This window comes from Micromonospora sp. WMMD1155 (assembly GCF_029581275.1).
In the GTDB taxonomy this organism is placed as follows: Bacteria; Actinomycetota; Actinomycetes; order Mycobacteriales; family Micromonosporaceae; genus Micromonospora.
Genome location: NZ_CP120742.1, coordinates 2153089 through 2173187, shown reverse-complemented (window position 1 = coordinate 2173187; position 20099 = coordinate 2153089). Strand labels below are relative to the sequence as shown.

At 71.6% G+C, this 20099-nt stretch carries 20 protein-coding genes; 15 read left to right on the top strand and 5 right to left on the bottom strand.

All coding sequences use genetic code 11. The features are described 5' to 3' along the window. Positions 1–24 precede the first annotated feature (24 nt). Together O7617_RS09735 and thpR are read left to right on the top strand one after the other, a co-directional pair. Complete coding sequence (locus O7617_RS09735; protein ID WP_282262963.1) at positions 25–534, top strand: hypothetical protein; 510 nt, start codon at positions 25–27, stop codon at positions 532–534. A 2-nt stretch (positions 535–536) separates the two neighbouring features. Beyond that, a complete protein-coding gene (gene thpR / locus O7617_RS09730) occupies positions 537–1118 on the top strand; it encodes an RNA 2',3'-cyclic phosphodiesterase (RefSeq protein ID WP_282262962.1) in 582 nt (193 codons plus the stop codon). Between the two features lie 29 nt (positions 1119–1147). On the opposite strand, the gene O7617_RS09725 is transcribed toward thpR, so the two are convergent. Then, complete coding sequence (locus O7617_RS09725; RefSeq protein ID WP_282262961.1) at positions 1148–1900, bottom strand: helix-turn-helix domain-containing protein; 753 nt, start codon at positions 1898–1900, stop codon at positions 1148–1150. A gap of 238 nt (positions 1901–2138) precedes the next feature. Here O7617_RS09725 and O7617_RS09720 point away from each other — a divergent pair, with 238 nt between their 5' ends. Continuing rightward, positions 2139–2804: a DUF4097 family beta strand repeat-containing protein gene (locus tag O7617_RS09720; RefSeq protein ID WP_282262959.1), complete on the top strand. Its 666-nt coding sequence runs from the start codon at positions 2139–2141 to the stop codon at positions 2802–2804. Between the two features lie 35 nt (positions 2805–2839). Next, entirely contained in the window at positions 2840–3658 is an 819-nt protein-coding gene (locus tag O7617_RS09715; protein WP_282262957.1) for an alpha/beta hydrolase, read from the top strand. Between the two features lie 54 nt (positions 3659–3712). Here O7617_RS09715 and sepH read toward each other — a convergent pair whose 3' ends face one another. The 3 genes from sepH to O7617_RS09700 all read right to left on the bottom strand — a co-directional run bounded on the left by sepH (position 3713) and on the right by O7617_RS09700 (position 7422). Continuing rightward, positions 3713–4798 carry a septation protein SepH gene (gene sepH / locus O7617_RS09710; RefSeq protein WP_282262956.1) on the bottom strand — a complete coding sequence of 362 codons (1086 nt, stop codon included), beginning with the start codon at positions 4796–4798 and terminating at the stop codon, positions 3713–3715. 185 nt (positions 4799–4983) lie between these two features. Further along, a complete protein-coding gene (gene serC / locus O7617_RS09705) occupies positions 4984–6111 on the bottom strand; it encodes a phosphoserine transaminase (protein ID WP_282262955.1) in 1128 nt (375 codons plus the stop codon). Positions 6112–6315: 204 nt separating this feature from the next. Beyond that, positions 6316–7422 (bottom strand): citrate synthase 2, encoded by a 1107-nt coding sequence (locus O7617_RS09700; RefSeq protein WP_088986659.1) that lies wholly within the window; start codon positions 7420–7422, stop codon positions 6316–6318. Positions 7423–7703: 281 nt separating this feature from the next. Here O7617_RS09700 and pdxH point away from each other — a divergent pair, with 281 nt between their 5' ends. The 7 genes from pdxH (at position 7704) to O7617_RS09665 (ending at position 13785) form a co-directional block, all read left to right on the top strand. Further along, positions 7704–8333, top strand: coding sequence for a pyridoxamine 5'-phosphate oxidase (gene pdxH, locus O7617_RS09695; protein WP_282264689.1), 630 nt, complete (start codon positions 7704–7706; stop codon positions 8331–8333). Next, positions 8330–9628, top strand: a complete 1299-nt coding sequence (locus tag O7617_RS09690) for an MFS transporter (protein WP_282262954.1) — start codon at positions 8330–8332, stop codon at positions 9626–9628. Before pdxH ends, O7617_RS09690 begins: the two co-directional genes overlap by 4 nt. An 18-nt stretch (positions 9629–9646) precedes the next feature. Further along, the gene (locus O7617_RS09685; protein WP_282262952.1) at positions 9647–10576 is read left to right on the top strand and encodes an aldose 1-epimerase family protein; all 930 of its coding nucleotides are present in this window, start codon (positions 9647–9649) and stop codon (positions 10574–10576) included. After that, positions 10576–11178: a nitroreductase family protein gene (locus tag O7617_RS09680; RefSeq protein ID WP_282262950.1), complete on the top strand. Its 603-nt coding sequence runs from the start codon at positions 10576–10578 to the stop codon at positions 11176–11178. The genes O7617_RS09685 and O7617_RS09680 overlap by 1 nt, the downstream gene beginning before the upstream one ends. 187 nt (positions 11179–11365) lie before the next feature. After that, positions 11366–11671 (top strand): type II toxin-antitoxin system VapB family antitoxin, encoded by a 306-nt coding sequence (locus O7617_RS09675; RefSeq protein ID WP_151487978.1) that lies wholly within the window; start codon positions 11366–11368, stop codon positions 11669–11671. 44 nt (positions 11672–11715) lie between these two features. After that, the gene (locus O7617_RS09670; RefSeq protein WP_282262945.1) at positions 11716–12879 is read left to right on the top strand and encodes an acyl-CoA dehydrogenase family protein; all 1164 of its coding nucleotides are present in this window, start codon (positions 11716–11718) and stop codon (positions 12877–12879) included. Between the two features lie 99 nt (positions 12880–12978). Then, positions 12979–13785, top strand: coding sequence for a DUF4230 domain-containing protein (locus O7617_RS09665; RefSeq protein ID WP_282262944.1), 807 nt, complete (start codon positions 12979–12981; stop codon positions 13783–13785). A 293-nt stretch (positions 13786–14078) separates the two neighbouring features. Here the strand turns inward: O7617_RS09665 and O7617_RS09660 are convergent, their stop codons facing one another. Further along, complete coding sequence (locus tag O7617_RS09660; RefSeq protein WP_030329606.1) at positions 14079–14288, bottom strand: PspC domain-containing protein; 210 nt, start codon at positions 14286–14288, stop codon at positions 14079–14081. Positions 14289–15031: 743 nt separating this feature from the next. Between O7617_RS09660 and O7617_RS09655 the strand changes: the two genes are divergently transcribed. The 4 genes from O7617_RS09655 (at position 15032) to O7617_RS09640 (ending at position 20088) form a co-directional block, all read left to right on the top strand. Then, positions 15032–16402: an L-serine ammonia-lyase gene (locus O7617_RS09655; RefSeq protein ID WP_282262942.1), complete on the top strand. Its 1371-nt coding sequence runs from the start codon at positions 15032–15034 to the stop codon at positions 16400–16402. 71 nt (positions 16403–16473) lie between these two features. Next, on the top strand, positions 16474–17301 hold the full coding sequence (locus tag O7617_RS09650) for an ABC transporter permease (protein WP_282262940.1): 828 nt from the start codon (positions 16474–16476) through the stop codon (positions 17299–17301). Position 17302: 1 nt separating this feature from the next. Next, positions 17303–18049 (top strand): ABC transporter ATP-binding protein, encoded by a 747-nt coding sequence (locus O7617_RS09645; protein ID WP_282262939.1) that lies wholly within the window; start codon positions 17303–17305, stop codon positions 18047–18049. A gap of 41 nt (positions 18050–18090) precedes the next feature. Continuing rightward, positions 18091–20088, top strand: coding sequence for a DUF5941 domain-containing protein (locus O7617_RS09640; protein WP_282264688.1), 1998 nt, complete (start codon positions 18091–18093; stop codon positions 20086–20088). Positions 20089–20099 lie beyond the last annotated feature (11 nt).

The following is a 20099-nucleotide window of genomic DNA, read 5'->3' as shown; positions in this document are numbered from 1 at the left end:
CACGATGGGGCCTAGCGTCGATGTGTGGGAGTCGAACGCGCGCTGATGCTGGCCCTGGCGCTCCTCGCCGTGGCCAGTCTTCCGGCGGCATTCGCCCTGCTGTTCTGCTATGACGAGATCCTCGATCGCACGGTCTGTGGCTGGTCCGAGTGGCGTGAGCGTCGACAGGCGAAACGCACCATCGCGCGCCTCGACCGGGCCATCGAGGCCGACGCGTTGACCCGGGACATCGACCTCAGCGCCTTCGACCGCACCGACCGGCGACCCCTGGAGCAGCTCGCCGCCGACCTGCGACGTCTCGGCGGTCAACGGCTCGGGGGCGCCGGCCGGCCGATGGTCTGGCACGGCGCGCTGGTCCAGGCGTACGACGACCGGCTCCGCCTCGCCTGCCGAGCCCTCGGCATCACCGAGCACCTCGGCGAGTTGGACGGCGTCGACCAGGAGATCGAGCGGGTCCGGGTGGAGGGTGTGCTGCACGCCGCCGGGCTGAGCCTGCCCGCCGCGAGGGCCGGGCACTGGCAGCGGCACCGCTGAGCGTGCGGCTGTTCGTCGCGGTCGACCCGTCGTTGGCGGCGGTCAACCATCTGGGCACTCGGCTGACCCGGTTGCGCGTCACGGCGGCGGCCGCCGCCGGTGTCGACGTCCGGCTCGCCGACCCGGCCCACCTGCATGTCACAGTGGCCTTCCTCGGTGCGGTCGAGGCCGCCCGGCTGGTCGAGGTGGAGAGCGCGCTCGGGCTGGCCACCGAGTGGTTCCGTGACCACCGCGACGCGGCGCCCCGGCTCAGTCTCGGCGGCGGCGGTCGGTTCGGCCAGGGACGGTCCACGGTGCTCTGGGTGGACCTACGGGGTGACGTCGAGGCCCTGCACCTGCTGGCCGGGGAGATCCGGACCCGACTGCGACACGCCGGGCTGCCGTACGACGAGAAGCCGTTCCGGCCGCACCTCACCGTCGCCCGGCCCGGCGACCGGATGACCCCGGCCGATGTCGAGGCCGACCGGGCGAACCTCGACGACTACCACGGCCCGGAGTGGCCGGTGCCCGAGCTGCTGCTGATGCGCAGCCATCTCGACGCGCGGCGGGCACGCTACGAACGACTCGCCGCCTGGCCGCTCTGACCGCGACGCGACCGGCCGGACGGCCATTCTCATCCCTGGCCGGGACGTGGTCGGGCAGCGTCGCCGGTTGTCCTCTCCGCTCTGGTGTGGAGGATCTCGCGGGCCTGTTCGGCGGCGCGGACCATGCTCTCGCTGATGAAATCGAGGAAGCGGGCGATGTTCTCCAGGCGGGCCGCGGCGGGGGTGTGCGGGCCGAGCAGGGCGACGCCTCGCCGCGCGGTCTCCACGAGCTGGTCGTTGGCGCGCGCGCTGGTGATGGTGGCCTGGTAGAAGAGCTCATCGTCGACGAGGTAGCGATCGCGGCGACGTTCGTCGCGTTCCCGGCGGACCAGGCTCTGGCCCTCCAGGAACGTGATCGCTTTGGAGATCGACGCCGGGCTGACCTGGAGGCGCTGGGCGAGCTGGGATGCGGTGAGGCTGCCCGCATCGGTGGTGTACAGGCAGGTCAGCACGCGGGCCGCCATCTTGGTCAGGCCCGACGCCATGAGGACTGTGGTGAAGGTTTCCTCGTATTCGGCAACCGCCTCGGCGTCCCGTCCACGCGGTTGGAGAACCGACTCCGTACCGGCGGTGACCTGCCTGCGCCGGTGGGCGCGGCGTTCGGTGGCGCGGTGGGCCAGATCGGCGCGGTACGCGGTGGGGCCGCCGTTGCGCATGACCTCCCGCGTGACCGTCGAGGTGGGACGGTCGATCCGCCGCGCTATCTCCGCGTACGGGAGGCTGTCGCCCAGCCCCAGCGCGATCTGCTGGCGTTCCTGCTGACTGAGCCTGCCTCCCGGCATCGCGATCTCCCTCGGTGCTCCTTCAGGCGGTTCAAGACGCCTCCAGCATAGCGTTCACTTCTGACCCATTGCAACAAGTCGAGGCGCTCGCATTGCATTAGGCGACAGGCTGATGCAACAGTTTAGGTGTCTTGACCTGGGGTTTCAGCATATGAGTGCAACAAACCTGTTGCCGCAAGATGGAAAGCAACGTAGCGTTTCCGATGTCAGAAACGACACGCGAGCATGGGAGAGCCCGATGATGACCTTCGACACCCCCACCCCGATCTCCGCCGTCCTGGACATCCCCGCCGGGCGCGTTCAGGTCATCGCCGCCGACCGCTCCGACACCACCGTTGAGGTGCTGCCCACCGACCCCGCCAAGAACCGCGACAGCAGGGCCGCCGAGCAGACCACCGTCACGTACGCCGACGGCGTCCTGAGGGTCACGGCCGCGACGCCCGGCAACGCCCTCCTCGGCCCGTCCGGATCCCTGCAGGTCACCGTCCGGCTGCCCGCCGACTCCCGCATCCAGGCCACGTCCGCCAGCGCCGAGCTTCGTAGCGTCGGACGCCTCGCCGACATCACCTTCGACGGCGCGTACCGCCAGATCAAGATCGATGAGGCGGCGAGCGTCCGCCTCACCGCGATCGACGGCGACGTCGAGATCGGCCGGCTCAACGGACCCGCCGAGATCAGCACCGCGCGGGGCGACATCCGGATCACCGAAGCCGTGCACGGCACCGTCGTGCTGCGCACCCAGTCCGGCGACATCTCGGTCACCGCCGCCGCCGGCGTCTCGGCCGCGTTGGACGCGGACACCGGCTCCGGCCGGATCAGCAACTCCCTCAAGAACGACGGCACCACCGCACTCGACATCCGAGCCACCACCTCGTACGGCGACATCACCGCCCGCAGCCGCTGAGCTGGATCGAACCCCCAACGCGACAGGAGTACGACGTGACCATCTCCACCAGCTCGACCTGGACCGGCATGGTGCCGGTCGACGACACGGCCCTGGCCGTCACCGACACCGGCGGTCCCGGAATCCCCGTGGTCTACCTCAACGGCCAGTTCGCCACCCAGGGCTACTGGCGGCGGGTCGTCGCCGAACTGGGCGCGGACTTCCGGCACATCAGCTACGACGAGCGGGCCCGCGGCAGGAAGTCGAAACGCTCGGCGGACTACTCGTTCGAGGCCGCCGTGCGGGACGTCGATGCCGTCCTCGCAGCCCGGGGCGTCGACCAAGCGATGGTGGTGGGCTGGTCGTACGGGGCGGTCGTCGCCGCGCACTGGGCCAACCGGAACCCGGAGCGGACGCTCGGGGTGGTCCTGGTCGACGGCGCTTTTCCATACGACTGGCTCGACGAGGCCATGGAGCAGCGGATCAGGAAACTGTTCCGGCGGCTGAACCTGTTCATGCCGCTGCTACGCCCGACCGGTCTGACCCCACGGATGAACGCCGAACAGATGGCGAACAGCAACATCGAGCTGGGCAGGCTCTCCCGGGAGAGCGAGCTGGGCCCGGTGCTCGACGCCATCGCCGTTCCGGTGCGGTACGTGGTCGCCTCCGGGACGTCGCTGGGCAGCCGGGGCGACGAGCAGGAGAGGATCCGTGCCGGTCTCGACTCGGCGACCGCCCGCAACCCGCACATCCGCATCTCGGCGAAGGTCACCAGCAACCACGGCGCAATCCTCAAGAAGGACTTCCGAGCGGTTGCCGAGGCCGTACGCGAGGTCGCCGCGCTGCGGCACGGGCACGACCAGCAGTCGGTGTAGCCGGCTCTCCCGCGTCGACGGGGTGGTGAATCACCACCCCGTCGACGCGAAGCGTCAGGAGGATTCGCGCGCCGCCGGACCGCTGCCGAAGAGCACGTCGTCCCAGCTCGGCAACCGCTTGCGTGGCTTGCCGTTCGCGTCGGTGGACTCGCCGCCGCCGCCCGCGGCCGCCGCGGCGCCCGTCCGACGAGGCCGCAGCACCGCCAGCGACGGCACGGCCGGGACCTCCTTGGGCGCGTCCGAGTCGTCGTCGAAGGCCGACCCCTGCCCGCCGCCGAGGAGCGCGGCGGCGCCCCCGCCGACCGGCCGCTGCCGGGGCGCGTCCGACCCGGCGAGAGCAGCCGGAGTACGCGGCTCCAGCCCACGGCCGGACGACGCACCGAGCGGACGGTCCAGTGAGGCGAGCAGCGCGTCGCGGCCGGCACGGATCGGATCCCGACCGGGACGTGGGTGGTCGGACGCGGCCGGCAACCCGTGCCCACCACGGCTCGGCTCACCACGCGACGGACCCGGCAGGGCGTGCCCGCCCCGCTCCGGCGCAGGCTCCTGGCCGAGGATCGGCGTGGGCCGCTCGGCGCACAGGTATTGCGCCATGTCGTCGTGCGGGGCCACCGACTGCCGGGTCTTGTCGAGATCCCAGACGGCCTGGGCGGTGGCCTTGCCGGACGGCCAGGTGGCGATGATCCGCCAGGTGCCGTCGTCACGCCGGTACGCGTCCCAGGAGATCTTCTCGGTGTCGATGCCGTGCTGGCTCAACCGGCCGTTGACCACCTCGGCGAGCGGGGTGGGCTTCTCCGCTCCCTTGAGACGGGTGCGGCGAGCGTGCTGCGCGAGCATCGCCCGCTCCTGCAACACCGGGCCGGCATACCGCAGCACCCGGTCGACCGGAACACCGGCGATCCGGGCGACATCCTCGGCGGACTCGCCGGAGCGGATGCGGGCCTGAATGTCCCGAGGAGACAGTGAGGGAGTCGGGTCGGCCGCGGTCGGCGCCACCACGAGCGGCGGCGTGCCCGGCTCGGCGTGCAGCGCGCCGGAGATCCGTTCGTCGATCGGCAGCGCGAGCAACCGCCCGACCTCGTCGGCGAGAACCAGGGCATGGCCGTCCTCGGAGAGGGCGACGAAGCGTACTGGGCGCATTGCGTTGCCTCCGTCCCGCTTCGCTGGCCGCACGCCACGAGTCGGCCACCCAGGCGTCTCCGACCACCGTACGCGCATCTGCCTCGGGGTGGGGGAAGCGACACCCCGCATGTCGTGACTGAGCTGCGGCGATGATCACGGTCGGTGTCCGTGGAGGCCCCGACGGACACCGACCGTGACGAAGCTCAGAGTCGCTCGACCACGTAGTCGATGGACGCGGTCAGCGCCTCGACGTCGGCCGGCTCGACCGCCGGGAACAGCGCCACCCGGAGCTGGTTGCGGCCGAGCTTGCGGTACGGCTCGGTGTCCACGATGCCGTTGGCGCGCAGCGCCTTCGCGATGGCCGTCGCGTCCACCCCGTCGGCGAAGTCGATCGTGGCGACCACGTTCGAGCGCAGCGCCGGGTCGGTGACGAACGGAGTGGCCACCGTGGAGCGTTCCGCCCAGCCGTACACCGCGGCGGCGCTCTCGGCGGTGCGCTTGGCCGCCCAGGACAGGCCGCCCTGCGCGTTCATCCAGTCGGTCTGCTCGGCCGCCAGGAAGATGGTGGCGAGCGCCGGGGTGTTGTAGGTCTGCTCCAGCCGCGAGTTGTCGATCGCGGTGACCAGGTCGAGGAAGGCGGGGATGTAGCGCCCGGAGGCCTTGATCTCGGCGGCCCGGTCCAGTGCGGCGGGCGACATCAGGGCCAGCCAGAGGCCACCGTCGGAGCCGAAGCACTTCTGCGGGGCGAAGTAGTAGACGTCGGTCTCGCCGACGTTGACGTCCAAGCCGCCCGCGCCGGAGGTCGCGTCGACAAGCAGCAACGCGCCCTCGTCCGCGCCGGCCACCCGGCTGATCGGGACCGCCACACCGGTGGAGGTCTCGTTCTGCGGCGTCGCGTACGCGTCCACACCGGACTCGGCGACCAGGGTCGGTGCGCTGCCCGCGTCGGCCTTGCGGACGGTCGGCTCGCCCAGGAACGGCGCGTCCTTCACCGACTTGGCGAACTTGGCGCCGAACTCGCCGAAGCTGGCGAACTGGGCCCGGTCGCGGATCAGGCCGAAGGTGGCGACCTCCCAGAACGCGGTGGTGCCACCGTTGCCGATCACGACCTCGTAGCCCTCCGGCAGCGAGAAGAACTCGGCGATGCCGGAGCGCAGCCGGGCCACCTGGTCGCGGACCGTCTTCTGCCGGTGCGAGGTGCCCAGGTAGGTGGTCGCGACCTCGGAGAGTGCGGACACCGCCGCCGGGCGGACCTTGGACGGGCCGCAGCCGAAACGTCCGTCGGCGGGCTTGATGTCATCGGGAATCCGGATGGTCGGTGCGTCAGCCACGGTCTTGGAGATCCTTCCGCAAGGAGCGAGGGCGGGCCCGGCGACACTGCCGGCCCCCATCCTCGCACCCGGAGCCATCGGTGGAAGCCGAGCCCCCGGCGGTCGGCCTGAGTCCTTCGCCACACCACCCGGACCGACGGGGCCCACGACGCGCAGCGGCCCCGGCCCGACGTCCGACGTCGGGCCGGGGCCCCGGAACGCAGCTCAGACGCCGTGCGGGACCGCGCCCCAACCCTCGACGTCGGACGGCTTGCGGGTCTCCGGGCCGACGTAGCGGGCGGACGGGCGGACCAGCCGCTGCAGGCGCTTCTGCTCCAGGATGTGCGCGCTCCAGCCGCCCATCCGCGCGCAGGTGAACATCGAGGTGAACATGTGCGCCGGCACCTCGGCGAAGTCCAGTACCACGGCCGACCAGAACTCGACGTTGGTGGCCAGCACCCGGTCCGGGCGGCGGGCCTGCAACTCGGCGAGGGCCGCCTTCTCCAGCGCCTCGGCGATCTCGAAGCGCGGCGCGCCCAGCTCCTTGGCGGTGCGCCGGAGCACGCGGGCGCGCGGGTCCTCGGCCCGGTAGACGCGGTGGCCGAAGCCCATCAACCGCTCACCGCGGTCGAGCACGCCCTTGACGTAGCCCTCGGCGTCGCCGCTGCGCTCCACCGCCTCCAGCATGCTGAGCACCCGGGACGGTGCGCCGCCGTGCAGCGGCCCGGAGAGGGCGCCGATGCCGGACGAGATGCAGGCGGCCGCGTCCGCGCCGGTGGAGGCGACGATGCGAGCGGTGAAGGTGGAGGCGTTCAGGCCGTGCTCGGCGGCCGAGATGAAGTACGCGTCGACGGCCTTGACGTGGCGCGGGTCGGGTTCGCCGCGCCACCGCTTCATGAACCGCTCGACGATGGTCTGCGCCTTGTCGATCTCCTTCTGCGGCACCGCGGGCAGGCCGAGGCCGCGAGCGGACTGGGCGACGAAGGAGAGCGCGGTGACCGAGACCCGGGCCAGGTCCTCGCGGGCCTGCTCGTCGGAGATGTCCAACAGCTGGTTGAGCCCCCAGTACGGGGCCAGCATGGCGACCGCGGACTGCACGTCGACGCGGATGTCACCGGAGTGCACCGGCACCGGGAACGGCTCCGCCGGCGGCAGACCCGGCCCGAACCGGCCGTCGACCAGCAGCGCCCACACGTTGCCGAACGACACCTGGCCGATCAGATCCTCGATGTCGACCCCGCGATAGCGCAGCGCGCCGCCCTCGCGGTCAGGTTCGGCGATCTCGGTCTCGAAGGCGACGACGCCCTCCAGCCCGGGTTTGAAGTCGGCCATGTCGCTCTCCTGGATCTGGTCGGTGCGCCCGAACAGCTCATCCGGCCCGGTCGGCCGAGCGCCTTAGGCGACCCTCAGGGATGTGTTCGGAACATCTTGCCTGCTGAGTAAGGGATACGCGACCCGCTGCGACTGTGCCGCACGCGACATCCTCGGGCGCGCATTCTCCGCTCCACTCGGTGAGACTGGGCAGGGCGGGAGCTGGCCAGCGCGGGAGGGCGTCGGCGAGAGCGCCGAGAAGGAGTGGGGACGTGACGGGTGACACACCCGCCCCGGCCGCGATGCGTAACGAGTACGCCGCGGACCTGGGCCTGACCGAGGCTGACCTGGCCGTGGACTGGCACAGCCAGTTCGACAGGTGGTTCGCCGACGCGGTGGCCTTCGGGCTGCCCGAACCGAACGCCATGGTGGTGGGCACCGCTGACGCGGCCGGCCGGCCGAGCGGTCGCACGGTGCTGCTGAAGGGGTACGACCCGGAGGGCTTCGTCTTCTTCACCAACCACCTGTCGCGCAAGGGCGTCGAGGCGTCCGCCAACCCGTACGCCAGCCTGGTCTTTCCGTGGTTTCCCATGCAGCGTCAGGTGGTCGTCGCCGGTCGGGTCACGCAGGTCGACCGGGCGGCGAGCGAGGCGTACTTCGCCAGCCGCCCGCGCGGCTCCCAACTGGGTGCCTGGGCCAGCCCGCAGTCCCAGGTGGTGTCGGGCCGGGCGGTGCTCGAGCAGCGGTATCAGGAGTCGGTCGAGCGGTTCGCCGACCAGGCCGATATTCCGACCCCGCCGCACTGGGGCGGGCTGCGGGTCCACCCCGAGTCGGTGGAGTTCTGGCAGGGCCGGGCCGGCCGGTTGCACGACCGGCTCCGCTTCCGCCGCCTCGACGAGGGTGGCTGGACCGTCGAGCGGTTGGCGCCGTGACGGGTGTGCAGGAGGCTCGGCCGCGCGGAGCGCGCCGCTGGGCGATCGACGTACGTCCGCTGCGGGTGCCCGCGTACCGGCGGTTGTGGCTCGGCAACACCGTGGCGATGTTCGGTTTCCAGTTCACCGCCGTCGCGGTGCCGGTGGAGATGTACGCGCTGACCCGGGACTCGTTCTGGGTGGGTCTGCTGGGCGTGGCGGCCTTCGTACCCCTGCTGATCTTCGGGCTCTGGGGCGGCGCGGTCGCCGACGCCCGCGACCGTCGCGCGGTGCTGCTCGCCGGCTCATTGTTGCTTTGGGCATCCACTCTCGGTCTGCTCGTCCAGGCGTTGCTGGACGTGGGTAGCCCGGTGCTGCTGTTGGCGCTGATGGCGGTGCAGTCGGTGGCGTTCGCGATCAGTTCGCCGGCCCGCAGCGCGATGCTGCCCCGACTGGTGCCGGAGGACCTGGTGGCGTCCGCCACCACTCTGAACTACACGACGTTCACCGCCGCCTCGGTGGCCGGGCCGCTCGCCGCCGGGCTGATCCTCTCCGCGTCGCCGGACACCGCGGTGGTCCTGCCGATCGCGTACGGGCTGGACGCGGTGCTGTTCACCGCGATGCTCTGGGCCGCGCTGCGGCTGCCCAAGTTGCCGCCCGAGCCGACCGAGGACGGTCAGGCCCGGCGTGCCGGCCTGGCCAGCGTCGTCGACGGGTTCCGTTACCTGGCCAGCACACCCGTGCTGCTGCTGTCCTTCGGCGTGGACCTGATCGCGATGATCCTCGCGATGCCGAGGGCGCTGTTCCCGGAGATCGCCCACGAGCGGTTCGGCGGCGGCGGGTCGGTCGGTCTGCTCTACAGCGCCATCGCGATCGGCTCGATGCTCGGCGGCCTGACCTCCGGCTGGATCGGCCGACTCCGCCGGCAGGGCGTCGGCCTGGTGCTCGCGGTGGTCGGCTGGGGCCTGGCGATCGCCGCGGCCGGCCTCGCCCACCAGCTCTGGCTCATGGTGGTCCTGCTCGCCGTCGCCGGTGCCGCCGACCTGATCAGCGCGGTGCTGCGGCAGTCGATGCTGCTGGTCTACGCCCCGGACCGGATGCGCGGTCGACTCCAGGGCGTCAACACAGTGGTGGTGGCCGGTGGCCCACGCCTGGGCGACCTGCGGGCCGGCACGATGGCCGCCGGTTTCGGCGGCGGGGTGGCCTGGGTGGCCGGCGGGCTCGCCTCGGCGGTCCTCGTGGTGGTGCTCGCTGTCGCGTTCCCGGCGCTGCTGCGCTACCGGGCCGCGACGGCGTCGAGCGGCGACCGGACGTGACCGGTTAGGGTCGCCGACATGGACAGCCCCGATCAGCGCCCGTTCTCCGGCGCCCAGTGGACCATCTCCGCCGCCGGTCACGAGGCCGTCATCGTGGAGGTGGGCGGTGGGCTCCGGACGTACCGGCACGACGGCGTCGACCTGGTCGACGGGTACCGGACCGACGAGGTCAGCCCGGGCTGCGCCGGGCAGGTGCTGGCGCCCTGGCCGAACCGGATCCGCGACGGCCGCTACTCGTTCGGGGAGCGGACGCACCAGCTCCCGCTGACCGAGCCGGAGCGGCACGTGGCCATCCACGGGCTGGTCAACTGGGTGCCGTGGCGGCTGCTGGAGCAGTCCGAGGACGCCGTGACCGTCGGCTACGACCTGCCGCCGCAGCCCGGCTACCCGTGGCCGTTGCGGCTGCTCAGCCGGTGGAGCGTCGGCGCGGACGGGCTGCGCGTCGAGCACGAGGTGACCAACACCGGCGAGGAGGCCGCGCCGTTCGGCTTCTCCGTGCACCCGTACCTGCAACTGCCGGGCGTCGCCGTCGACGACCTGGTCATGCGGCTGCCGACCCGTACCCGACTGCTGGTGGACGGCCGGTTGCTGCCGGTCGGCGCGACCCCGGTGGCCGGGACCGAGTACGACTGGACCAGCCCGCGCCGGATCGGCGCCGTCGAGCTGGACCTCTGCTTCGGCGAGGTGATCCGCGACGCCGACGGCGGCTCGTCGGTGAGCCTGGCCGCGCCGGACGGTTCGGCGGGCGTCAGCATCTGGGCGGATGCCGAGTTCGGCTGGTGGCAGGTGTTCACCGGGGACTCCCTCGTCGGTGACCGGCACCGCCGCTCGGTGGCGATCGAGCCGATGACCTGTCCGCCGGACGCGTTCCGCTCCGGACGGGACGTGCTCACGCTCAAGCCCGGCACGACCTGGCGGGGTGCCTGGGGCATCCGGCCCGGGGCCTGATGGAGTTCGCCGAGGTCGTCCGGCGTCGGCGGATGGTGCGCAACTACGACCCGGACCGTCCGGTCCCGCCCGACGTGGTGAACCGCCTGCTCGATCACGCGGTCCGGGCACCGTCGGCCGGCTTCGCCCAGGGCTGGGGTTTCCTGGTGCTGGAGGAGTCAGCCGACCGGGAGCGGTTCTGGGCCGCCACCACACCGGACGGCGGTGGGCGGGAACGCTGGCTGGCCGGGATGCGCCGGGCTCCGCTGATCGTCGTGCCGCACGCCAACGAGTCGGCCTACCTGCGGCGGTACGCGGAGCCGGACAAGGGGTGGACGGACCAGTCCGTGGACCGCTGGCCGGTGCCGTACTGGCACGTCGACACCGGCTTCGCGGCACTGCTGATGCTGCTCACCGCCGTGGACGAGGGGTTGGGGGCCTGTTTCTTCGGCATCCCGCCCCAGCGGTTGGCCCCCTACCGGGAGGCTTTCGGCGTGCCGGAGGAGTACCAACCCGTCGGTGCCGTCACAATCGGTTACCGAGCCGCCGACCATAGGTCACCGTCGCTGCGCCGAGGGCGTCGTCCGATGGACGAGGTGGTGCGGCGCGGCCGGTGGAGCTGAGCGTGCCGTCCCGTTTGTCCGCTTGAGGATCGGACGACCGGTAGTGAAACTGACATCAGGGAGCGAAACGCAGCGTGCGCTGGGCGGCTAGGCTGGCACGGTCATCGGCGCCGCGCTGCGCGGTGCCCGCCGCGGCCCGGCTCGGCGCCGTCGGTCGGCCCGGCCACGGGGAGGGGAGCGTGCCGTCGTGATCTTCAGAGCGGTTCGGGACGGGCGTCCCTATCCGGAGCACAATCTGACGCTCAAGCAGTGGGCGGAGATTCCGCCCCGGCCGCTGCGCCTGGACCAGATGATCACCACCAAGCGTGAGTTGGCGCTCGACAAGCTGCTCGCCGAGGACTCCACCTTCTACGGTGACCTCTTCCCGCACGTCGTGCAGTGGAACGGCGGCCTCTACCTGGAGGACGGGCTGCACCGTGCGTTGCGCGCGGCCCTGCAGCAGCGCAACCAGATCCACGCCCGGGTGCTGGTGCTCTCCGAGCCGGTCGAGTGACGAGCCCTTCTTCCGCGCGCTGAGCCTTCGTTAAGGTGGCGTCCATGACCGCTCCGCTGGACCTGCTCGACCTGGACCCGTCGCTCAGCGAGGAGGAGCGGCAGATCCGCGACGTCGTCCGCCAGCTCGTCGACGACCGGGTGCGCCCGTACGTCGCCGACTGGTACGAGCAGGGCCAGGTGCCCGCCCGCGAACTGGCCCGGGAGTTCGGCAAGCTCGGCCTGCTCGGCATGCACCTCACCGGCTACGGCTGTGCGGGCGCCTCCGCCGTCGCGTACGGGCTCGCCTGCCAGGAACTGGAGGCCGGCGACTCCGGCCTCCGTTCGCTGGTCTCGGTGCAGGGTTCGCTCGCCATGTACGCCATCTGGCGCTACGGCAGCGAGGAGCAGAAGCAACGCTGGCTGCCGTCGATGGCCACCGGCGAGGCGATCGGCTGCTTCGGCCTGACCGAGCCCGACCACGGCTCCGACCCCGCCTCGATGACCACCCGGGCCCGCCGCGACGGCGACGACTGGGTGCTCACCGGCGGCAAGATGTGGATCACCAACGCGCCGATCGCCGACGTCGCGGTGATCTGGGCGCGCACCGACGAGGGCGTGCGCGGCTTCGCCGTACCCATGGACACGCCCGGTGTGACGGCCCGGGAGATCCGCCGCAAGATGTCGCTGCGCGCGTCGGTGACCGGCGAGATCACGCTCGACGACGTCCGCCTCCCGGCGGACGCCCGGCTGCCCGAGGCGGTCGGGCTCAAGGCGCCGCTGAGCTGCCTCACCGAGGCCCGCTACGGCATCGTCTGGGGCGCGGTGGGCGCCGCCCGTGACTGTCTGGAGACAACCCTGGCGTACGCGGGCACCCGCACCCAGTTCGGTCGCCCGCTCGCCGGGTTCCAGCTCACCCAGGCGAAGCTCGCCGACATGGCCGTCGAGCTGGTGAAGGGTCAACTGCTCGCGCTGCACCTGGGTCGGCTCGCCGACGCCCACCGGCTGCGGCCCGATCAGGTGAGCGTGGGCAAGCTGAACAACGTGCGGGAGGCCCTCGCCATCGCCCGGCAGTGCCGCACCATCCTCGGCGCCAACGGTGTCTCCGGCGAGTACCCGATCATGCGGCACGCCAACAACCTGGAGAGCGTGCTGACGTACGAGGGCACGTCGGAGATCCACCAACTGGTCGTGGGGCAGCGGCTCACCGGGCTTTCCGCGTTCGCCTGACCTGCCCGTTTGCGCATTCCGGGCGCTCGGCGCGCGACTGTCGTACGGGGGCCGTACCGTCATTGACAGACGACGTGTCTGACAAGGACGGTGAGCGTGATGGCCCGCGACGCTGGCACCAACGAGCCCACGAGGGAGTTCCCCGGTTACCCGACCGGTGAAAACCTCAAGGAGCGGTCGGCCGCGACACCCGAGCCGACCATCGACACACCGGGCGACGGCTCCGGAGGCTTTGGCGGCCCCGGCAGCCCAGCGCCCGGCGGCGGTGGGGCGGCCCGCGGCCTGCTCCTGCTGCTCGGCGCCGCCGCGCTGGCCGTGGTGGTGCTGCTCGGCATCCAGGCGACCGGCTTCCTGCCGGAGTTCCGTAACCCGTTCGCCAAGGAGCAGACCGACCGCAGTCAGCCACCGCTGCTGAAGTCGATCCAGGACCTCAGCCGCTACGTGGCCGCCGAGGGCAACTTCCAGGTCGTCGTCGACACCCAGAACGACCGGCGCAACGTCCCCGACTTCCTCCTCAACGAGCGCACCCTGTTCGTCGGGGCCGGCAGCGTCGAGGCGTACGTCGACTTCACCAAGATCGGTGACGGGGCCATCGTCCAGTCGGCCGACGGCAAGTCCGTCGAGATCAAGCTGCCGGCGCCGCAGCTCGGCGAGACCAACCTCGACATGGACAAGAGCTACGTCTTCGCGGAGCAGCGCGGTCTGCTCAACCGGCTCGGTGACCTGGTCGGCAACGACCCCAACCGGCAGCAGCAGGTCTACAAGCTCGCCGAGGAGCGGATCACCGCCGCCGCCCGCGACAGCGGTCTCTCCGCCCGAGCCGAGGAGAACACCCGCAAGATGCTGGAAGGGCTGCTCCGCTCCCTCGGCTATCAACAGATCACGGTCACCTACATCGCTCCCTGACCTGCCCCACCCTCAACGCGGAAGCGCCCGCCCCGACTCACGTCGGGACGGGCGCTTCCGCACGTTGCTCCTGCGCCGCTCCGCGCTCCCGCGCCGCTCCGCGCTCCCGCGCCGCTCCGCGCTCCCGCGCCGCCCGCTCCGCGCTCCCGCCCCGCTCCGCGCTCCCACGCCGCGCCGCTCCGCGCGTCAAGATTCGCGCAACATCAGGGTTGTTGGTGCCTCGGGAGGTCGGGAGGCAGCAACAACCCTGATGTTGCTGCCTCGCCGGGCCTCGCAGGGGTGTGTGGGGCGGGTCAGTGTCCGGTGGAGGCGAGGTAGCGGTCCTCGTTCGGCATGAGAACCCAGAGGATCAGGTAGACGATCACCTGCGTGCCGGGCAGCAGCAGGGACAGCAGGAACAGCAGCCGGACCATCCCTGCGGACATGCCGAACCGTCGACCGAGGCCAGCACAGACACCGGCGAGCATGCGCCCCTCACGGGGCCGGACCAGTTTGCGACTCATCGTCGTACTCCCACTCTGCGGCGGTGCGCCGCGTCTGCAATCCACGGTAGAAGGGGATGACCAGCTCGCCCTCGGTCCCGAGGTGGAGCGGCAACCCGTGGACCCGTAGGTGCAATACCCGGGCAGACCCCCGCTGACGCCTCCCCGAGCCCATCCGCCTCCGGCCGCCCGTCTCCGGCCGCCCGTCGCGACCCTCTGGTGCGCCGCCCGACTGCACGGCCTCCCCGAGCTGCTTGTCCTGTCGCCGCGCCACGTGCCGGCGCCGAGTCTGCGGGTGTGCTTTGGAGCTGATGTCGCAAACGATTCAGCGTGTCGCAGGGAGATCGTGCTCGATCCTGGTTGTAGTGGCATCGAACGCGCGTTGACACCACTGGATCCAGGATCGAGCACGATCTTGCTGGCGGGCTGGCGGGCTGGCGGGCTGGCGGGCTGGCGGGCTGGCGGGCTGGCGGGCTGGCGGGCAAGCGGCGCGGGCGGACGGGCTGGCGGGCTGGCGTGCGAGTGGGGCAAGCGGCGCGGGCGGGCGGGCGACCCGGCGGGTGAGCGCGGGGTGGGAGATGGCGATCGGGTGTTCACGTCCCGGACCGGGTGGGCCGTGAGCTGGGCGGGTAGGCTGGCAGATCGGCCATCCACACCCCGGGTGGCCGCAACCCACACCCCGGGCGGTCACGAGCGGGGCCGCCTACCGGTGGCCACGACCCGGCCGGTTCCGTACGCCGGGACGACGGCGAGGAAGCGCAGCCATGATCAGTGTTTTCGACCTCTTCAGCGTCGGTATCGGGCCGTCAAGTTCACACACGGTGGGGCCGATGCGGGCGGCGCGTACGTTCGTCGGCGGGCTCAAGGCCGACGGGTTGCTCAGTGACGTCGCGCGGGTGCAGGCCGAGTTGTTCGGCTCGCTGGGGGCCACCGGGCACGGCCATGGCAGCGGTCCGGCGGTGCTGCTCGGGTTGGCGGGCGAGTCGCCGGAGACCGTCGACACGGACACCGTCGGTCCTCGGGTCGAGCGGATCCGGGCCGAGCGGCGGATCAACATCCTCGGTGCGCACGAGATCGACTTCGACCCGGACCGGGACCTGACGCTGCACCGCCGCCGGTCGCTGCCGTACCACCCGAACGGGATGACCTTCGCGGCCTTCAACGCGGCCGGCGAGGAGGTCAGGACTCGCAGCTACTACTCGGTCGGTGGAGGGTTCGTGGTGGACGAGGCGGCGGCGGGCGCGGACCGGATCAAGCCGGACAGCACGGCGGTGCGGTACCCGTTCCTGACCGGGGCGCAACTCCTCGACGTCACGTCCCGCACCGGCCTGTCGATCAGCGAGGTGATGCTGGCCAACGAGCGGTCGTGGCGCAGCGAGGCGGACATCCGGGCGGGTCTGTTGGAGATCTGGCGGGTGATGCGGGAGTGCGTGCAGCGCGGTTGCGAGCGTGACGGCGTACTCCCTGGGGGTTTGAAGGTTCGGCGGCGCGCGGCGGAGCTGCGGCGCGGCCTGGAGGCGGACGCCGGGACGGCCGATCCGTTGCACGCGATGGACTGGGTGACGTTGTTCGCGCTCGCGGTCAACGAGGAGAACGCCGCTGGTGGCCGGGTGGTCACCGCGCCCACCAACGGTGCGGCCGGGATCATCCCGGCGGTGCTGCACTACTACACCCGTTTCGTCGAGAACGCCGACGACGACGGTGTGGTGCGGTTCCTGTTGACGGCCGGCGCGATCGGCGTGTTGTTCAAGGAGAACGCCTCGATCTCCGGCGCGGAGGTCGGCTGTCAGGGTGAGGTCGGTTCGGCGTGCTCGATGGCGGCGGCGGGGTTGGCCGAGGCGCTGGGGGGCACCCCGGAGCAGGTGGAGAACGCGGCCGAGATCGGGATGGAGCACAACCTCGGGTTGACCTGTGACCCGGTGGGTGGCCTGGTGCAGATCCCCTGCATCGAGCGGAACGCGGTGGCTAGCATCAAGGCGATCACGGCCGCCCGGCTGGCGCTGCGCGGCGACGGTGTGCACAAGGTGTCGCTGGACAAGGTCATCAAGACCATGCGGGAGACGGGCGCCGACATGAAGGTCAAGTACAAGGAGACGGCGCGGGGCGGTCTGGCCGTCAACGTGATCGAGTGCTGAGCCCGGTCGATTCGGGGCATTCGTTCACCGACTGCTAACCTGGCGTCCGTTTCCGGAGGCGGGAGGCTGCGGTGACCTCTGGCGTCGCGGCCCTGTGGTCGCACCGCAACTCGCTGCGCATCCTGGTGAGACGGGACCTGGCGGTCAAGTACCAGCAGTCGGTGCTGGGTTACTTCTGGTCGTTGATCGAGCCGCTCGGCATGGGCGCGATCTACTGGTTCGTGTTCGGGGTGCTCTACTCCCGCGACACCGGGCGGCACCTCGGCGAGGCCGCCGAGTCGTACCCGTTGTTCCTGGTCACCGGGATCTTCGCGTGGATGTGGACCAGTTCGGCGCTGAGCGAGGCGACGAACGCGTTGACCGGCCAGTCGCGGCTGATCACCACGATGAACGTGCCGCGTCAGGTCTTCCCGATCGGCCGGGTCACCGGCCGGTTCGCCGAGTACGCGGCCGGCCTGCCGATCCTGATCGCCATCGCGGTGATCTACGCGGTGCACGGTCGGATCCACCCCGGCTGGTCGTTGCTCTCCCTTCCGCTGGCGGTGGCCGTCCAGGCCGTCCTGCTGACCGGGCTCGCCCTGCTGCTGTCCGCGTGGAACGTGCTGATGCGCGACGTCGAGCGGTTGATGCGGTTGATCATCAGGGTGCTCTTCTACGCCACGCCGATCATCTATCCGCTCAGCCTGGTCCGGGAGTCCAGCCTGCCCGGCTGGTTGAAGGTGGGGTACGAGCTGAACCCGCTGGTCGGGATCTTCCAACTGCACCACGCGATCTGGTACCCGGACGAGTTCCCGGACGCCCGGCTGCTCGCCACCACAGTCGTCGGCAGCGTGTTGGTGCTGGCCGCCGGCTGGTGGTCGTTCCGTCGGCTGGAACCCGCCGTGCTCAAGGAACTCTGACGTGGGCGCGCCGATCATCGAGGCCGACGGGCTGGGCATCCGGTTCGTCCGTAACCGTCGCCGGCAGTTGCGGCTGCGGGAGTTGTTCATCCATCGCGGGAAGCGTGGTGCGCTGCCCGGCCAGTTCTGGCCGCTGCGGGACGTGTCGTTCACCGTCGAACCCGGCGAGACCGTCGGGGTGATCGGCCGTAACGGCACCGGCAAGAGCACCCTGCTGCGGTTGATCGCCGGGGTGCTCATACCGGACGAGGGCGACATCCGGGTGAACGGCGCGGTGGCGCCGTTACTGGAGTTGTCCGCCGGTTTCTCCAACGACCTGACCGGGCGGGAGAACCTGCACCTGGTCGGTGGGCTGCACGGGCTGTCGACGGGCTACCTGAAGCGGCACTTCGACGAGATCGTCGAGTTCGCCGGTGAGCAGGTGGAACGGGCCATCGACACGTCGGTGCGGCACTACTCGTCGGGTATGAAGGTGCGGCTCGGATTCGCGATCATCTCGCATCTGCCGCATCCGATCCTGCTGATGGACGAGGTGACAGCCGTCGGCGACGCGGAGTTCCGCAAGAAGTGTTACGCGACTATTGATCGTCTGCTCGGGGAGGGGCGCACGCTGGTGTTGGTGTCACACAACGAAAAGGACCTGACCCGGTTCTGTCGTCGGGGGTTGTACCTCGACGCGGGCCGGTTGACGCTCGACGGCACCATCGCCGAGGCGCTCGACGCGTACCACGCAGCGGTCCAGCGGTGACGCTCGCGATCGTGCTCGCCGCCGGGTCGTCGGCGGCGGGCCTGACCACCGCGACCGGTGAGCCGCTGCCCGACCGCCTGGCCGCCCAGTTGCGCCAGGCCGGGGCGGGCGACGTGCGCTTCGCGGCCGACCTCGACGAACTGGCCACGCTGGTGGGCACCGCCACCGCTCCGGTGCTGGTCACCGGCACGGACCTGGTGGCGCACACCGCCGTACTGCGGCACCTGGCCACCAGCCCGGTGGGCCCGACGGTGGCGCTGGTGCTCGGCGACCCGCCGGTGCCCGGGCGGACGGCCGTGCGGGAGGAACGCGGCCAGGTGGTCGACGCAGGGCCGCTGAACGCCCTCGACGGCGACGCCACGGGTGTGTTCGGTGGCGCGTTGCGGGTCGGCGTGGACGACCTGCCGAACCTCGCCGCCGCCGCCCGGGCCGCCGCCGTCGGCGCGCGGCCCGTCACCGCCCCGCTCGGCCCGACCGGCGACGTGTCGCCGCTGCCGGCGGGCGGGGGAGCCGGCCACGACGAACCCGGGGCCGCCGTGGACCGGCTGTTCGCGGGCCTCGCGGCGCTCGGCACCCTGATCTTCGTCCAGCGGGTACGCCTGCTCGTCGCCCGCCGGGTCGAGAGCGCGGCCGAGCTGACCGCTGCCGAGGCGGCGGTGACGGCTGTCGACGAGGACCGGGCGGAGCTGCGGCTGTCGGTGAAGGAGAAGGACGACTTCTTCTCCACCTACTTCGTCAGCACCTGGTCGCCGTACCTGGTCCGGTCGGCGGCCCGGCTGCGGCTCACCCCGACCGGGGTGACGGCGATCTCGGTACTGTTCGCGCTGGCCGCGGCGGTGCTGTTCGGGGTCGGTGGGCGGCCCGCGCTGGTCGGTGGCGCGGTGCTGCTCTACCTCGGTTTCGTGTTGGACTGCGTGGACGGCCAGTTGGCCCGCTACACCCGCAACTTCAGCGCCTGGGGTGGCTGGCTGGACACGATGGCGGACCGGGCGAAGGAGTACCTGGTCTACGCTGGGCTCGGCTTCGGGGTCAGCCACGCCGGGTTGGGCAACGGCTGGGCCCTCGCCATCGCCGCGATGACCCTGCAGACCGTCCGGCACATGACCGACACCTGGTACGGGGTGTTGCACGACGAGGCGGCCCGGCGACCGCGTACGACGACGGGTGCCAGCGGCGGGATCGGTGACCGGCTCAACGCGGCGTCGACGAGGGTGCAGGCGGACACCGGCTCGCTGTCGTACTGGCTGAAGCGGACCGTCGTCTTCCCGATCGGGGAGCGCTGGGCGCTGATCGCGCTGACCGTGGCGCTGTTCAACCCGCTGGTCAGCCTGGTCGCGGTGCTGGTGTGGGGGGTTCTGGCGTTCGCGTACACCGGTGCGCTGCGTACGCTGCGGGCCCGCTGGATGTGGGTGCCGGTGCTGGACACCGTCGATGCCACCCTGCACCGCGACGACGGGCCGTCGGCCCGCCTGCTGCCGGTGGTCCGCCCGATGGGGCCGCTCACCCTGGCGGTGATCGCCGCGCTCGGCCCGGCGGTCCTGCTGGTCGCGGCGCTGCTGACGGACGCGCCGGACGGGCTGCGCTGGGCGGTGCCGGTGGCGCTGCTGGTGCTCCTGGTCGGTGGCCTGGGGGCCGGGGCGGCGCACAACGGCCCCCTGGACTGGCTGGTCCCCGCCGCGTTGCGGGCCGCCGAGTACCTGTTCGCCATCGCGGTCGGTGTGGTCGGCGGGGTGCCGGGTTGGTTGATCTTCGGGTACGTCTTCGTGCTCACCGTGCACCACTACGACCTGACGGCCCGGTTGGAGAAGCGGCAGGCGGCACCGCCGTTGCACGCTGCCACGCTGGGTTGGGAGGGGCGTTCGGCGCTGCTGGCCCTCGCGGCGATTGTCGGTCTGGCGGGTAGCGGGCTGGCTACACTCGGTGCGTACCTTCTCGTGGTCTTCGTGGTGAGCGTCGTCCTGGCCTGGTTCGTGCGACCGGCCCGTAGCGCGCGGGCGTCGGTCGCGCCGGTGGGCGCTGGAGGTGCCGCGCCGCGCTGACGGAGGGACGG